Consider the following 16,578-nt stretch of genomic DNA (forward strand, 5'->3'; position numbering starts at 1 on the left):
ATTATGAAAATCATTATCCAACGGGTTAAAAAAGCCCAAGTGAGTATCGAAGGTCAGGTTCAGGGAAAAATCAATCAGGGGCTCCTATTGCTGGTTGGTGTTGGACCAGAGGACCAAGAGGAAGATTTGGACTATGCTGTGAGAAAGCTTGTCAACATGCGGATTTTTTCAGACGCAGAAGGCAAGATGAACCTGTCTGTCAAAGATATTGAAGGAGAAATCCTCTCTATTTCTCAGTTTACCCTCTTTGCGGATACTAAGAAAGGCAATCGTCCAGCCTTTACAGGTGCAGCCAAGCCTGATATGGCATCAGACTTCTATGATGCATTCAATCAAAAATTAGCGCAAGAAGTACCCGTTCAGACAGGTATCTTTGGAGCGGATATGCAGGTTGAGCTGGTCAATGACGGACCAGTTACCATTATCCTTGATACTAAAAATAGATAAGAAAAACCAAGCCCAGTCGGCTTGGTTTTTCTTATCTATTACAAAATACTCCAAAATGAAATCTGTTCCTGATAGGCCTTGGGGAAATCTTGTTTCAGGCTTTGGTTTATGCGATAGGAAGAGATGAGATGACCTATGATTAGGAGAGTTCCCTGAAGGAAAAGTGGGATACCCCTTAAAAACAGCAAGGAGAGAATGATCAGGCTATCCCATAGGAGGATTTGTAAGGCAAAACGCCAGAATCTGAGTCTAATCTGGGAATAGAGTTGATTAAAGTGATCACAAAGTTGGTTGGAAAGATAGGTCAATAGCACAGGATGAAAGAAAATGAGCCAACCGCTATAAATCAAAATCCAGTCCCAAGTAAGCCCCCCTTTAAATGTCAAAAATGCCAGCATGATTCCATCAATGACAAGGAGTTGAATGCTTTTGATGAAGATGATTTTTTTCATGCTAAAACCTCCTTTTCCTTATAGGCACTCCCATAAAGAAATGCGTTTGTCATAAAAGTCTGGATAGTTGTTTCTTAGGTAGTCCGCTGTCCTATAATAAAAAGTAGAATGGCAAGCAGTGACGATTGGCATAAGAGATGAAAAACGATGAGAACTAACGAAGGCTAAAAGGACAAAAAATAGAAAATCAATGGAGAGAACCCCTAAATAGTAGAAGCGAATCTTTTTATTGATTTGAGGATAAATCTCAGTGAATTGATGTTTGAGTTGGACAAGCAAGCGAAATAGCAGGAGTCCCTGAGCAAGGATAAAAATAAAACCAGTGAGCAAGAGCCGGTCGAAAGCTGTCTCGGGTCTAGTGCTAAAAAATGCAAATAGTAGCAAATCGATGAGTGCAATTGCTATAAAATGGATTCTAAAGAGATTTTTCATAAGATGACCTCCCTCTTTTATCTAGCTTCATTCTACTCCAAAAGAATGGGAGTTACAAGTAAAATGATAAAAATAGCAGAAGGGAGATTCTCTTAAGTCGACTTGTTTTTTTATTTAAGTTTTCTTCTATTATCTTACTTCTTCATCATTCCAGACAAATAAAGCTCCGATTGCATTGAGGATATAGAAGATGTATTTTCCGATATTGGCAAAGTTTCCTTGAATACCAGCCTTTGTAAGCTGCACAAAATTGTAAATCAACCAAAAGCCCCACTGAGTTGTTAGTTTCAATGCGTTAAAAGCATTGGCAATGAGGGACAATGCAAAGGCAATAGTTGTTACGTAGGCAAGGAGATTCATCTTTCCTCCATAGCCGATATAGTTTGTCACAAAGGCAAAGAGGAAGGCGATGATTGAAATGATGATGGCCGCCAATTTTAGCTGTTTTTGGCTCATTTGGTTGGGTCTGCCTTCTTGCGAAGCTTCCCATTTCTTAATAGCAAAGGTATAAATGAGGAAGGTGACGGGATAGGTAATGATGGCCGCCTTATTTCCAAGGATATAGTCAATGGTGCCAGACAAAATGGTATTAACAATACCAAAGTAATTTCCCCATTTGCTTAATTTCCCCGTGAAACGAGTGGACAACATGGAAATCCCAACGTTGGTTACGGAAATCAATCCAAAGGGCACAAGTGCTGTCCATGGTCCCCAGTCTACAAATTTATCGAGGCGGGAGTTGAGGTAACCAGATGCAATCGCAATCCCAACGACCAAAGCAACGCCGAAGAGGTCAAACCATTTGGATGTCGCAAAAATTTTTAGTGATTTTTTCATAGTTTAAACTATCTTTCTTTTTTTTTACAAATATTCTACAACTAAATGAAAGTAAAATCAAATGATAGAAATAAAACCCTGAAAATAAAACTTTCAGGGTTGGTAGGGTACTTGAGAAATTAGTCGATTTTTTCGACATAGAGTTGTTTGGCAATGTCCATACTTACTTGTAAATCCTCGTTTTTACTGAGGATGGTGAAGGTATTGCTAAAGCCATCAAACTGCTGGACTTGGAGCTGGTCACCGATGTGAAGTGAGTGCTTGTCCAGATAATGGAGAATGTCAAAACTATCGTGCACCCGAGTCAGGCGGTAGGCGCCAGCTTCCTTGATGTCAGCTAGTGGCAGGTTATTGATTTCAACTAAGAGTTCTCCCTTAGCAGGAATAGTTCCTCCGTGAGGGCAGGTCTTGGGGAATCCAAGTAATTTTTCTAGTCTCTCCACGAATAAATCAGAGACAGTATGTTCCAATACCTCAGCTTCCTCGTGAATCTGGTCACTCGTATAGTCTAAATGATGAACTAGAAAAACTTCAATCAAACGGTGCTTACGATAGAGCTCAGAGACAAGTTTGAGGCCAATGTCCGTCAGTAGATAACCACATTCCTTGTCCTTGAGGATGAGATTTTCGCTCTTCATCCGTTTAATCATTTCAGTTACGGCAGGGGGAGAGACTTGCATACGAGCCGCAATTTCCTTGTTGGTAATCTTATGCAAATCTATGCCAATTTCATAAATACACTTTAGATAATCTTCTTTATTCGGGGTCATTCGTTTCCTCTTGTCTAATATCTTTATCTAGTATATCAAAAAAAGCTAGATTTCTCTAGCTATCTGCCACAATGGCTTCTAATTTAGTTCTTTAACAGCTGCAATTGCGGCTTCGAAATTTGGTTCAGAGTTGATATTGTCCACGTATTCAACGTAGCGAATCGTATTGTCAGTATCGAGGACAAAGACTGCGCGTGCCAATAGGTGCCACTCATTGATTAAGAGGGCATAGTCACGTCCAAAGGAATGATCGAAATAGTCTGAGAGCATGATGGCATTTTCAATGCCTTCAGCACCGCACCAACGTTTTTGGGCAAAAGGTAGGTCCATGGAAACAGTCAAGACGACCGTGTTGTCCAGTCCAGCCAGTTCTTGGTTAAAACGACGCGTTTGAGTTGAGCATATGCCTGTATCGATAGAAGGAACGACACTCAAAACTTTTTTCTTCCCATCAAAATCAGCCAGAGATTTTTTAGAAAGGTCTGTTGTAGTGAGTGAAAAATCAAGTGCCTTGTCGCCGACTTGTAGTTGTTTACCTGTAAAGCTCACAGGATTTCCGAGGAAAGTTACCATAGGATACTCCAATCTTTTTTCTTCCATTTTAGCTGAAACAGTCAGAATTTTCCAATGATTTGACCGGAAATATGGGCATAGAAAAAACGCCAGCTCATGTGAGAATGACGTTTTTCATTGAGTATTATTTTGCCAATCCTTCAGCAATCTTGTCAAGATTGTATTTCATCATGTTGTAGTAGCTGTCGCCTTCTTTACCTTGTTCTGCGATAGAGTCAGTAAAGATTTGTGCGTAGATTGGGATGTTTGTGTCTTGTGAAACAGTCTTCATTGGACGGTCATCCACACTTGATTCTACAAAGAGGGAAGGAGTTTTTGTTTGGCGAAGTTTTTCAACCAAGGTCTTGATTTGGTCAGGAGTTCCTTCTTCTTCAGTATTGATTTCCCAGATATAGGCACTTGGGACACCGTAGGCTTTAGAGAAGTATTTGAAGCATCCTTCACTGGTTACGATCAATTTCTTCTCAGCAGGGATGTTGTTAAATTTCTCCTTAGCTTCCTTGTCAAGTTTGTCTAGCTTATCAGTATATTCTTTGAGATTTTTTTCGTAGAATTCCTTGTTGCTAGGGTCTTTAGCGCTTAATTGTTTTGCGATATTCTTAGCAAAAATCATCCCATTTTCAAGGTTGAGCCAAGCGTGTGGGTCTTCTTTGCCTTTTTCGTTTTGGCCTTCAAGGTAGATAACATCAACGCCTTCACTGACTGCAAAGTAGTCTTTGTTTTCAGTTTTCTTGGCATTTTCTACCAATTTTGTAAACCAAGCATTGCCACCTGTTTCAAGGTTGATCCCGTTATAGAAAATCAAATCAGCTTGAGATGTTTTCTTAACGTCTTCAGGAAGTGGTTCGTATTCGTGTGGGTCTTGACCAACAGGAACGATACTGTGAAGATCAATCTTGTCACCAGCAATATTTTTAGTAATATCAGCAATGATTGAGTTTGTAGCAACAACTTTTAGTTTTTGACCAGAAGCTGCATCTTTTTTTCCGCTAGCACATGCTACGAGAACAATGGCGGAAAGAAAAAGAACCAACAATGTACCTAATTTTTTCATTAGATCCTCCAATTTATTGGGGCTTTACCCCTTATTTTAACAAATGTTTATTTTTCAGTTTCAAATATCGTTGTTTTGGAGCGATAAAGAAGCTAATGAGAAAGAAACTAGCGGCTGTAAGCACGATACTAGAACCTGCCGCAACGTTAAAGCTATAACCGATAAAGAGTCCCAAAACTGAAGCAGTAGCTCCAAAGGTTGAGGAAAGGAAAATCATGCTTTTCAGGCTATTAGCATAAAGATAAGCAGTTGCAGCTGGGGTAATCAGCATGGCTACAATCAGGATAGTTCCGACACTTTGCATGGCTGTCACAGACACGAGAGTCAAGAGTACCATGAGAAGGTAGTGATAGAAATTGACAGGCATTCCCATGGCTTTAGCCAATAGTTCATCAAAGGAAGTTATCAAGAGTTGCTTGAAGAAAATCCAGATTAACAAGAGAATGACTGCCCCAACACCCATAGTAATAAACATATCCGTATCTTGGACGGCTAGGATATTACCAAAAAGGATATGGAAAAGGTCAGTTGAACTTTTAGCGACACTAATCAAGATGATACCGAGGGCTAAGAAAGAAGAAAAGGTAATGCCGATGGCGGTATCGCTTTTGATAATCGAGTTTCCCTTGATGTAGGTAATGATGATGGCAGCTAGCAATCCAAAGACAATGGCTCCGATAAAGAAGTCAAGGCCCAAGATGAAGGAGAGGGCTACACCTGGCAAGACAGCATGTGAAATAGCATCTCCCATGAGTGACATCCCGCGTAGAATGATGAAACATCCTACAGCTCCAGCTACGACCCCGACGACAATAGCTGTTATCAAGGCATTTTGTAAGAAATGGAATTTTTGTAATCCATCGATAAATTCTGCAATCATAGGTCACCTCCATTGAAAAAGAGTCGATTACCGTAAGCTTCTTTGAGATTGGTTTCGGTAAAGGTTTCTTTGGTTGGACCAAAGGCAATCACTTCTCGATTGACAAGCAAGACTTGATCGAAGTAGTGGGGAACCTTGCTGAGGTCGTGGTGGACGATGAGAACCGTCTTCCCAGCTTTTTTCAAATCTCTCAGCGTATTCATGATGATTTCCTCACTGACAGAGTCAATCCCAACAAAGGGTTCATCCAAGAGGATATAATCGGCTTCCTGCACCAAGCATCTGGCAATCAAAACCCGCTGGAATTGACCTCCAGACAGTTGACTGATTTGCCGTTCAGCATAGTCAGCTAGACCGACGATTTCAAGGGCTTCTTGCACTTTCTTCCAATGTTTAGCCTTTAAACTTCGAAAGAGAGGGATAGAGGGAAAGAGTCCTAACGAGACACATTCCTTGACCTTGATGGGAAAGTTGTAGTCGATATTGATTTTTTGTTCGACATAGGCGATTCGATGTAAGGATTTTTTAACTTCCTTGTCATCGAGAAATGCCTGACCTTGATGTGGGATAATTCCCAGCATCCCTTTTAATAATGTTGATTTTCCAGCACCGTTTGGACCAATGATTCCGGTAATTGTTGGTCCTTGGAGCACTAGTGAAATATCCTTAAGTGCCAACGTTTCTTTGTAGGAGACACTGAGGTTTTCGATACGTATCATAAACTTGTATTCCTCCTGTCTCTTAATATACATTAAAAAAAAAATTAAGTCAAGTTAATTTTTGAAAAATTTAAAATAATAACTGAAAAATGCTGGAAAAGGAAAGTTCATTTTTAATTGCATTCCCAAGCAATTTTTGTTAAGCTAGCAATAACTTAAAAAAAAATGAAAGCGAGAACAAGATGACACGTTATCAAGACGATTTTTATGATGCTATCAATGGAGAATGGCAACAGACAGCTGAAATCCCAGCAGATAAGTCTCAAACGGGAGGTTTTGTTGATTTAGACCAGGAAATCGAAGATCTGATGCTGGCGACAACAGACAAGTGGTTGGCAGGTGAAGAGGTGCCTGAGGATGCTATCTTGGAAAACTTTGTCAAATACCACCGCCTAGTTCGTGATTTTGACAAGAGAGAAGCTGACGGTATCAAACCTGTTTTGCCACTCATTAAAGAATTCCAAGAATTGGAGACTTTTGCGGATTTTACAGCTAGACTAGCAGAGTTTGAACTTGCAGGAAAACCTAACTTCCTTCCTTTTGGTGTATCGCCAGACTTTATGGATGCCAGAATCAACGTTTTATGGGCTAGTGCTCCAAGCACGATCCTGCCAGATACGACCTACTATGCTGAAGACCATCCTCAGCGTGAAGAGCTCTTGACTCTTTGGAAAGAAAGCAGCGCAAATCTTCTCAAGGCTTATGATTTCTCTGATGTAGAAATTGAAGACTTGCTAGAGAAAAGACTAGAATTGGACCGTCGAGTTGCAGCAGTGGTGCTCTCTAATGAAGAAAGTTCAGAGTATGCTAAACTTTACCATCCATATGATTACGAAGATTTCAAGAAATTTGCGCCTGCCCTACCTTTGGATGACTTCTTCAAAGCTGTTCTTGGACAAGTACCAGACAAGGTTATTGTAGACGAAGAACGCTTCTGGAAAGCAGCAGACCAATTCTATAGTGAAGAGGCATGGTCTCTCCTCAAGGCAACCTTAATTTTAAGTGTTGTGAATCTCTCAACCAGCTATTTAACAGAAGAAATTCGTGTCTTGTCAGGTGCCTATAGCCGTGCGCTTTCAGGAGTTCCAGAAGCCAAAGACAAGGTCAAGGCAGCCTACCAGCTAGCACAAGGTCCTTTCAAACAAGCCTTGGGTCTCTGGTATGCCCATGAAAAATTCTCTCCAGAGGCTAAGGCAGATGTAGAGAAAAAAGTGGCAACTATGATTGATGTCTATAAGGAACGCTTGGCTAAAAATGACTGGCTGACTCCTGAAACTCGTGACAAGGCCATTGTCAAACTCAATGTCATCAAGCCTTATATCGGTTACCCAGAAGAATTACCAGCACGCTATAAGGACAAGGTAGTGGATGAAACGGCTAGCCTTTTTGACAATGCTCTAGCATTTGCGCGTGTGGAAATCAAGCACAGTTGGAGCAAGTGGAACCAGCCTGTAGACTACAAGGAATGGGGTATGCCTGCTCATATGGTCAATGCTTACTACAATCCACAGAAGAACCTGATTGTCTTTCCAGCGGCTATTTTACAAGCACCTTTCTATGATTTGCATCAGTCATCTTCTGCTAACTACGGGGGTATCGGGGCGGTTATTGCCCATGAAATTTCTCACGCCTTTGATACCAACGGAGCTTCCTTCGATGAAAATGGTAGCCTCAAGGATTGGTGGACAGAGAGTGACTATACTGCCTTCAAGGAGAAAACACAAAAAGTTATTGACCAATTTGATGGACAGGATTCTTATGGAGCAACCATCAACGGTAAATTGACTGTATCAGAAAACGTGGCTGACTTGGGAGGAATCGCTGCAGCGCTTGAAGCAGCTAAGAGAGAACCAGACTTCTCAGCAGAAGAATTCTTCTACAACTTCGGTCGCATCTGGCGCATGAAAGGTCGTCCAGAATTTATGAAACTCTTGGCCAGCGTTGATGTGCACGCACCAGCCAAACTCCGTGTCAATGTACAAGTACCAAACTTCGATGATTTCTTTACAACCTATGATGTCAAAGAAGGAGACGGTATGTGGCGTTCACCAGAAGACCGCGTGATTATTTGGTAAGGAATCGAATCTAATACTAAGATCCGTAAATCTATATAGGATGGGTTAGAGAGGTTAATATGAAGAAATTTTTAATGATATTTTCAGTTATTCTTACTATTTTTGTTTTAGCATCTTGTGGTGCAAACAAAAAAGATGAAAAAATAGAACCTTCGGCAACACAATCATCTTCTACCAAAGAGGAACAGAAGGAAAGCTCTACGAAGTCAGAGAGCCAAACTAGTACAAGTTCTTCAATGGCAACGCCGTCAACAACAATGGAAACGAAAAGCGAAACAGGAAAAGATTTGTACAAGGAAGTAATAGAGCGGTACAATCACTATCAGGCACTTTTAAGTAGTGGTGACCGAGAATCCTTGTATGAAAAGTTGAAACAGAACAAGATTTTTTCTGAAGAGTATGGCTATATCTTTACACTAAGCACCTACGATAAACCAGCTAGTCTTCATTATGTGTTTGCTGATTTAAATAAGGATGGTCAGGATGAATTGATTATTGGAGATAAAAAATATATAGGGGCCATTTACTATTTAGAGAGTAAACAACCCAAGTTGCTTCATACAGCTTATGTAGCTTCTGCAGGTGGTTTTCGTTCCAGTTTAGTTATTTATGAAAACGGTCAAGTCAGATATGCAGACTGGCAATCAACACGACCAGAAATGAACTTAAGTCTGTATGCTTTTAATAAAGACGGAGTCCAGAAGATTAAAGAAGGAATCTTTCAAATTGGTAGTGATCAAAAGCCAGAGCAAATCTTAGAGATTTCTTCTAATGAACTTGATTTAGCTAAATTTGAATGGAAAGAATTTGAGCGAGCTAACTAATGTTCGATGAAATTCAATACTAGGCTAGATTCTAAAATCAAAGAATGGAGAATTGAATAGCAATATACAAAAACCAAGGAGAAAAATTCCTTGGTTTTTTGCTTGCTAGAAAAAGGGATTGAAAGTCTTTTCGTGGGCAATAGTAGTAGCTGGACCATGCCCTGGATAGACATCATAGTTTGGTAGAGTGAAGAGTTGGGTCTGGATACTATGAAGGAGTTGCTCCATGCTACCAGTCGGAAGGTCGGTCCGTCCGATGGTTTCTCGAAATAGAGCATCTCCCGTCAAGACTAGGTGAGCATCAGGAAAGACGATAGAAACACCACCGATAGAGTGACCTGGTGTTGGCAAGACAGTGAAACGAAATTCCTCTAGTTGGTATTCTTCATGAAAGACAAAGGTGTGTTCTGCAGGTTTTGCGACCACATCTGCCATATCATCGTGGCGGGGAAGTCCAGAGAGATTATCGACAGGAGTATAGAGCCAGCTGGCTTCACTCTCTGCGATATAGACAGGTGGATTGCCAAAAGTCTCGCGAACCAAGTCCAGACTCATGATATGGTCATAATGGGCGTGGGTCAAGAGAATAGCACAGATAGGTTTGTTGATGTTCTCTATTGTCTGACGAATAGCTTCCCAATGGCTACCAGGGTCGACAACGATGAGGTCCTTTTCGCCTTCCAAATAATAGGTGTTTTCATAGGCAACAGGATTCACAGTTTTATGGATTTTCATACTAGCTCCAATCTCAAAGAATGTACTAAATTAAGTATAGCACAGTTAGGGAAAATAGAGTGAATAGAAAATCCTTCTCTTTTAAAGAAGGTTACTGGTTATCTATTTCATTCTGTCTAAAATAAAGATAGCTATTTTTAGAGTTATGAACTAGCTAGAGTTTTTAATTGACTGGAATTTAAAATAAATCTAATGAGCTGGAGAGTAAATTATTGAAAAAATGGATAATGAATCAAAAAAATTGTATCTTACAGTAGAGACAAGTTTTTGTCTGTGAACAGCAAAATATACATGTAGAGTTAATTTAAATTAATATATCAAAACTACAAAATATAGTATGTAACCTATAACTCTTTGATATATCTAATAAAACAAGTTAAATAGTCAGAAAATTATTGTGTTTTTGGAAAATATTTATTTTAAATTTAGAATAAAAAAATAAGCCATTTTATTTGCCATAGACTAGGAAATATGATATCATAAAGCTGTATGTTGTAGACAATTTTATGATATTGAAAATGACTTCTAACATCTTTTGTTTTCATCTGAGGTTAGATGTGAGTTTGCGATATCAATAACTTGTAAGTCGACATCAAAATAAAAAAGGAGGTTGTGGGTCTAAATGAAAGGCAAGCAACAACAAGATTATAGAGTAGAAAAGTACATCCGTTATGGTATCCGAAAATATAGCTTTGGAGCAGCATCAGTAGCAGTTGCAGCTGGTTTGATGTTCCTTGGAAATGGTGCGGTATCAGCAACGGAAGTTCAAGGTGCAGAAGCATCAGTAGCGGCAACAACTGCCCCAGCAAATCAAGCGGATTCTAATAAAGAAAAGGAAGCCGTGAAGCCAGAAACTAAAGTAGAAGAAGCAAAACCTGAAGTTAAAGTACAGGAAGCTAAGAAAGCAAATAAAGCAGCTCTTGAAGCGAATGTTGCTACTTTAGAAATGAAATTAGCATCTGCTAAAAATGCAGATGCGTCTGTAGTAAACTCAGCTAAGGAAGTTTTAGCTACAGCTAAAGCAACACTTTCAAATCCAGAAGCAAGTCAATTGGATGTGAATACTTTAGCTGACAAACTTTCAGCATTGGGTCAAGCCGTAGCTGAATCAGATGCCATGGGTCAACAGAAAAAATTAGAAGCTGAAAAAGCAGCTGCTAAAGCCGAAGCTGAAAAGAAAGCTACTCCAGCAGAAAAATCTCTTTCAGAAGCTAAAACAGCACTTGACAAAGCTTCATCTGAAGCAGAAGTGACTAATAAATTAGTAACTGCTGAACTTTCTAAAAAGGAAGTGAAGGAAGAAAACAAAGCGGCTGTTGAAGCGGCAGTAGCTAAAAACCAAGCAGTTCTTGCGGAAACAAAATCTCTTTTAGCTGAAAAGAGCGTGACCAAAGAGCAAGTGGATGCACAACTTGCACGCCTGAATGAGTCAATCCTTGCAGTATACAATGAGCTGAAAAATGCAGGTATTGGTCGTGATGGTAAGTTTTCAGCAGTCTTAGCAGACATTGCTGATACGGTTACAACTCCACCTCTTTCAGAAGAAGAACAAGCAAATCACTGGAAGCAATACGCAGATAAAAACACAGAACGTCTGACAAAACAAATCAAGTGGTTTGACATTTCAAATCCGAAAGCGACAATTGAAAATCTTGGTGATGGTGGTAAGCTTAAAGTAGGTACTAAGTTTACACAAGAAATTTCTCCAGGCTATGTTGTAACCTTAACAGTTACTAAATTAGCGCCATTCAACTCAACGGATGAGTACAAAAAACGTGGTGGAGCAGGATACGATGCCAATGCTCAAAACGTATACAAAGACAATACTCCAGCTGAGTTGAAAGTCGTAAACCAAGGTTCATACTCTGTTGCGAAAACAAACGGAATGGATACTAAAGGTAAAACAGTTATCCAATCAGTTAAAGATGGAGCCAACGTCGGGGTGGAATTCTCAGTTAAAGCTACTTTAAATGGGACAGAAGTACCAGCCAACGTTGTATTCTTAACAGGGGAAGAAGCTGGTTCATCCGAAGTTGAAATCTATAAAACAGATGGTGATGGTTTTGAGTTAGTAACTGAGTTATCAAACTCCAATGTACCAGGTAAGGAAACAGCTCGTTCATATATTGGGGAAATCTATGAACGCAGAACAGTGGCTACTGCAGGTCATGGACAAAATCGTGCAGATGGCCAATTAGGTATTTCTTACACGCTTGAAGGCAATGGTAAACCAGCTTTTGCTCCATTTTTAGCAGATAAAGGTGCAGGATTCTTCAATACAACAGTTACATCAGATACAGTAATTACAGCAACTGCAAAAGATGGAACTATTCATGCGGATGGATTAGGAACACAAGTTTTCGGACCGGTCTCAACTCACCGTGATTCAGGTTTCTCCACTCCATTGGTAATGACTCGTAATGCCAAAAATATTGGTATGTATATTATGTCTAATGGGCAACAAGGGTCTATGCTTGGATTTATGGTCCTAGATGAAGGGGATGCTCCTGCATCATACGGACGTGTAGCCCACTCTATTTCTAAATCTGAGGGACAACACCAACCATATCTAGGTTCTGTACCGGCTGACGTTGATGTTCGTACAACTCCAATTAACAAAACAAATGCCTTTGTATACGATGATATCAATGGTATCGGTAATGCTGATGAAGGTGCTCGTCAATTGATGGGTGATGATGTTGCTCCAAATGATAACTATAAGTTGAAAAAAGTTAACGATGGAACTTACTCAATGACGTTCGATGCCCACCTAGACGGAGAAGCTAAAGCTTACGTTAACGGTTGGATTGACTTTAACAACAATGGAAAATTCGATGAAGATGAAGCCGCTGGTGTGACAGAAGTGACTGCTGATGGTAAGGTTACTCTTACTTGGACAAACACAGTTCAAAATGTGGATACTAGTGTGACAAAATTAGCTACACGTCTTCGTATTGCATACGATAAAGCAGATGTCAAGGCTCCTACTGGTATTGCCTACTCAGGTGAAGTAGAAGATTTCCAAATCCAACAAACAATTCCACCACGTGGAACTAAGAGAGAAACAACAGATGTACAAGGTGCAACTCAGAATTCTACTGTTGCCTTTAATGCATATGGTCAAAAGAACTATGATTTTGATAAAGACAATGCAATAGATACAACTGTTAAATCACAAATCGTTAAACCAGATGGTACATTAGTAACAGATGCTGACCTAGTAGATGGATACTATGTAGTACCAGGGCAAGGTAAATACAAGATTACTGATAACGGTGCAAATGTAGATGTAGAATTTATCCCAGAAGCAAACTTTGTAGGTACAGCAGATGGTATTACGATTCGTCGTACAGATATCAATGGTAACACTACTGGTTGGGGTAACGAAGGTCGCCAAATCATCGGTGGTGCAGGTGAAGCTAAAGACCAACTAGAATTAGTCAGTGAACAAGTTCAACTAACTGGCTTAGCTGCTAAAGGTTCTATGGATGGTCGTTACATTCCAACAGTAACTCCAAAAGCAATCGTTGGAACTCCAGAAGAGTCAACTGATATCCAAGGTAAACCACAAACGAAAACACCTAAATTCTCAATCGACGTAGATAAAGATGGAGATGGAACTGCACCAGATGCGGTAACACCAAGTGCTAACTACCCAGCTAAATTGGTAGATCCAGCGACTGGACAACCAACAGATGAAACAACTGTAACTGTAAAAGGTGAAGGAACTTATACAATCGATCCAACAACTGGAGCGGTAACATTTACTCCAGAACCACAATTTACAGGAACTGCTAAAGGTATTGATGTATCATTAACAGCACCAGTAGGTCAAGATAAAAATGGTCAACCTGTAACAGCTACAGCTACTGCAAAATACACTCCAACTGTAACACCTGTTAACCCAACAGCAACTCCAGCTACTTCAACAGGAGTACAAGGTGAAACTCAAACAGGTAAACCAACATTTACAGAAGGAAATACAGAAGTACCTATTAAAGAGGGTTCTGTAAAATTATTAAATCCAGATGGAACAGAAGCAAATGGACCAGTAGATGCTCTAGACCCAAGTGGTAAAAAAGTTGGGGAATACACTGTAGATCCAACAACAGGTGTAGTAACCTTCACACCAACAGACAAATCTTACACAGGACCAGTACAACCAGCTAAAGTTCAAGCTGAAGATAAGAATGGAACAAAAGTTTCTACAACTTACACTCCAAACATCGTAGGAGTAACACCAACAGCAACACCAGCTACAACTGAAGATGTTCAAGGTAAGACTCAAGAAAGTCCAGTTTCATTTGAAGCAGGAAAAACTACAATTGCTGGAGAAGAAAAAACTGTAGAAATCGATCCATCTACTTACACACTTCTAGGTGAAGATGGACAACCAGCTACTGAAGTACCAGCTAAAGATCCAGAAGGAAACGTAATTGGTAAGTACACTCTTAAAACTGTAGATGGAAAAGCTGTTGCAGTATTCGAACCAACAGATAAGACATATTCAGGTGAAGTACAACCAGTACGAGTTCAAGCTAAAGATAAGAATGGTACAGCTGTAGAAACAACTTACACACCGAAGATTACTCCGGTAGTTCCAACAGCAGAACCAGCTACATCAGAAGCTATCCAAGGTGAAACTCAAAAAGGAACTCCAACATTCGCTCCTGGAGACACTATTGCTCCAATCAAAGAGAACTCTTACAAGCTTCTTGATAAAGAAGGAAACGAAGTTCCAGCTGGTCAAACAACTCCAGCATATGCTGAGGACGGAGTAACTCCAGTAGGTACTTACTCAATTGATCCAGCAACAGGTGAAGTAACCTTCACACCAACAGATAAATCTTACACAGGTAATGTTACACCTGCTGATGTTCAAGCAGAGGACGCAAATGGAACAAAAGTTTCTACAACTTATACTCCATCTATCGTACCTGTAACACCAACAGCAGAACCAGCTAAAACTGTAGATGTTCAAGGTGCAACTCAAACAGGCAAACCAGTATTCCAAGGTGGAACAGCTATGGTTAACGGTGAAGAGAAAACTGTTGAAATCGACGATACAGTACCAGCTAAATTGGTAGATCCAAAAACTGGAGAACAAGTTGATTCAGTCACTGTAGAAGGTGAAGGAACATACACAGTAGCTCCAGATGGAACAGTAACATTCAAGCCAGAACCACAATTTACAGGAGTAGCCAAAGGTGTTGAGGTAGTTCGTCAAGATAAGAACGGCACACCAGCTAAAGCTACATACACACCGGAAGTTAAACCAGTAACACCAACAGGAACAGATGCTGTAACTGAAAATATTCAAGGTTCAACTCAAACAGGTAAACCTGAATTCAAGGGTGGAACAGTAACAATCGATGGTAAAGAGAAAACTGTTGAAATCAATGAAGATAAACCAGCTAAATTGGTAGATCCAAAAACAGGAAATCCAGTTGATTCAGTAACTATCGAAGGTGAAGGAACATATACAGTAGCTCCAGATGGAACAGTAACCTTCACACCAGAAAAGAACTTCACAGGTAAAGGAACAGGTGTTACAGTTCAACGCGAAGATAAGAACGGCACACCAGTAACAGCTAAATACACTCCAGTTGTTAAGAAAGCAACACCAACAGGAACAGACGCTGTAACTGAAGATATCCAAGGTTCAACTCAAACAGGCAAACCAGTATTCCAAGGTGGAAAAGTTACTGTAAATGGTGAAGAAAAAACTGTTGAAATTGATGAAGATAAACCAGCTAAATTGGTAGATCCGAAAACAGGAGATCCAGTTGATTCAGTAACTATCGAAGGTGAAGGAACATACACAGTAGCTCCAGATGGAACAGTTACATTCACCCCAGAAAAGAACTTCACAGGTAAAGGAACAGGTGTCACAGTTCAACGCGAAGATAAGAACGGCACGCCAGTTAAAGCTACTTACACACCAGTTGTGAAACCAGCAACACCAACAAGTTCAGATGTCATCACTACAAATGTTCAAGGTGCTACTCAAGAAGGAACACCAACATTTAAAGGTGGAAAAGTTACTGTAAATGGTGAAGAAAAAACTGTAGAAATCGACGAAACTGTTAAGCCAACATTCGAAGATGGCACAACTGAGAAGAAAGTACCAGGCGAAGGAACATACACAATCGACGAGAACGGTAAAGTAACCTTCACCCCAGAGAAAACATTCACTGGTCAAGCAACAGGTGTAACTGTTAAACGTGTAGATAAGAACGGCACACCAATCACAGCTAAGTACACCCCTGTAGTCGTTCCAGTAACACCAACTTCAAAAGATTCTGAATCAGAAGGTCCTAAAGGACAACCTCAAGAAGGCACACCAACATTTGAAGGTGGAAAAGTTACAATCAATGGTAAGGAAGTTCCAGTTGAAATCGATGAAACTGTTAAACCAACATTTGACGATGGCACAACTGAGAAGAAAGTACCAGGCGAAGGAACATACACAATCGATGAAAATGGTAAAGTGACCTTCACTCCAGAAAAAGACTTCGTAGGAAAAGCTAAAGGTGTGACAGTTAAACGTGTAGATAAGAACGGAACACCTGTAACAGCTACTTACACTCCAACAGTTCGTCCTGATACTTCGTTCGTTGATAAAGATGGTAAACCACTTTCACCAACAGAAGATGGAACTAAACCAACTAAAGATATCCCAGGATACAAGATTGTTAAAACTGAAGTAGACGAAAAAGGAAATACAAAACACATCTATGAAAAAGTTAAGACATCATTCAAGGATAAAGAAGGAAACGA

14 protein-coding genes are annotated in these 16,578 nt (G+C 40.0%); 4 read left to right on the forward strand and 10 right to left on the reverse strand.

What is annotated here, in order from left to right; genetic code table 11:
- Window positions 1-3: 3 nt before the first annotated feature.
- Entirely contained in the window at window positions 4-447 is a 444-nt protein-coding gene (dtd, locus tag O3616_RS08050; RefSeq protein WP_000691419.1) for a D-aminoacyl-tRNA deacylase, read from the forward strand.
- 38 nt (window positions 448-485) lie between these two features.
- Here the strand turns inward: dtd and O3616_RS08055 are convergent, their stop codons facing one another.
- The 9 genes from O3616_RS08055 to O3616_RS08095 form a co-directional block, all read right to left on the reverse strand.
- Window positions 486-899: a hypothetical protein gene (locus O3616_RS08055; protein WP_371638579.1), complete on the reverse strand. Its 414-nt coding sequence runs from the start codon at window positions 897-899 to the stop codon at window positions 486-488.
- Between the two features lie 18 nt (window positions 900-917).
- Window positions 918-1,331, reverse strand: a complete 414-nt coding sequence (locus O3616_RS08060; protein ID WP_371638580.1) for a hypothetical protein — start codon at window positions 1,329-1,331, stop codon at window positions 918-920.
- Window positions 1,332-1,460: 129 nt separating this feature from the next.
- The gene (locus tag O3616_RS08065) at window positions 1,461-2,168 is read right to left on the reverse strand and encodes a nicotinamide mononucleotide transporter (RefSeq protein ID WP_174705267.1); all 708 of its coding nucleotides are present in this window, start codon (window positions 2,166-2,168) and stop codon (window positions 1,461-1,463) included.
- On the reverse strand, window positions 2,125-2,307 hold the full coding sequence (locus O3616_RS08070; protein ID WP_371638581.1) for a hypothetical protein: 183 nt from the start codon (window positions 2,305-2,307) through the stop codon (window positions 2,125-2,127). The genes O3616_RS08065 and O3616_RS08070 overlap by 44 nt, the downstream gene beginning before the upstream one ends.
- Window positions 2,288-2,938: a metal-dependent transcriptional regulator gene (locus tag O3616_RS08075; RefSeq protein ID WP_004263083.1), complete on the reverse strand. Its 651-nt coding sequence runs from the start codon at window positions 2,936-2,938 to the stop codon at window positions 2,288-2,290. The genes O3616_RS08070 and O3616_RS08075 overlap by 20 nt, the downstream gene beginning before the upstream one ends.
- Window positions 2,939-3,016: 78 nt before the next feature.
- A complete protein-coding gene (tpx, locus tag O3616_RS08080; RefSeq protein ID WP_371638582.1) occupies window positions 3,017-3,511 on the reverse strand; it encodes a thiol peroxidase in 495 nt (164 codons plus the stop codon).
- Window positions 3,512-3,635: 124 nt separating this feature from the next.
- Window positions 3,636-4,565: a metal ABC transporter substrate-binding lipoprotein/adhesin PsaA gene (gene psaA, locus O3616_RS08085; protein ID WP_033682181.1), complete on the reverse strand. Its 930-nt coding sequence runs from the start codon at window positions 4,563-4,565 to the stop codon at window positions 3,636-3,638.
- Between the two features lie 31 nt (window positions 4,566-4,596).
- Window positions 4,597-5,445, reverse strand: coding sequence for a metal ABC transporter permease (locus tag O3616_RS08090; RefSeq protein ID WP_000559787.1), 849 nt, complete (start codon window positions 5,443-5,445; stop codon window positions 4,597-4,599).
- On the reverse strand, window positions 5,442-6,164 hold the full coding sequence (locus O3616_RS08095; protein ID WP_042750489.1) for a metal ABC transporter ATP-binding protein: 723 nt from the start codon (window positions 6,162-6,164) through the stop codon (window positions 5,442-5,444). The genes O3616_RS08090 and O3616_RS08095 overlap by 4 nt, the downstream gene beginning before the upstream one ends.
- Window positions 6,165-6,346: 182 nt before the next feature.
- On the opposite strand from O3616_RS08095, the gene pepO reads away from it, so the two are divergent.
- A complete protein-coding gene (gene pepO / locus O3616_RS08100) occupies window positions 6,347-8,239 on the forward strand; it encodes an endopeptidase PepO (RefSeq protein WP_371638583.1) in 1,893 nt (630 codons plus the stop codon).
- Window positions 8,240-8,298: 59 nt separating this feature from the next.
- Window positions 8,299-9,063, forward strand: a complete 765-nt coding sequence (locus O3616_RS08105) for a hypothetical protein (RefSeq protein ID WP_140223945.1) — start codon at window positions 8,299-8,301, stop codon at window positions 9,061-9,063.
- 105 nt (window positions 9,064-9,168) lie between these two features.
- Here O3616_RS08105 and O3616_RS08110 read toward each other — a convergent pair whose 3' ends face one another.
- Entirely contained in the window at window positions 9,169-9,798 is a 630-nt protein-coding gene (locus O3616_RS08110; protein WP_070479771.1) for an MBL fold metallo-hydrolase, read from the reverse strand.
- Between the two features lie 622 nt (window positions 9,799-10,420).
- Here O3616_RS08110 and O3616_RS08115 point away from each other — a divergent pair.
- A partial coding sequence (locus O3616_RS08115; protein ID WP_371638585.1) for an Ig-like domain-containing protein occupies window positions 10,421-16,578 on the forward strand: 6,158 nt, incomplete at its 3' end.

The organism is Streptococcus sp. 27098_8_86, assembly GCF_041432595.1.
In the GTDB taxonomy this organism is placed as follows: domain Bacteria; phylum Bacillota; class Bacilli; order Lactobacillales; family Streptococcaceae; genus Streptococcus; species Streptococcus pneumoniae_F.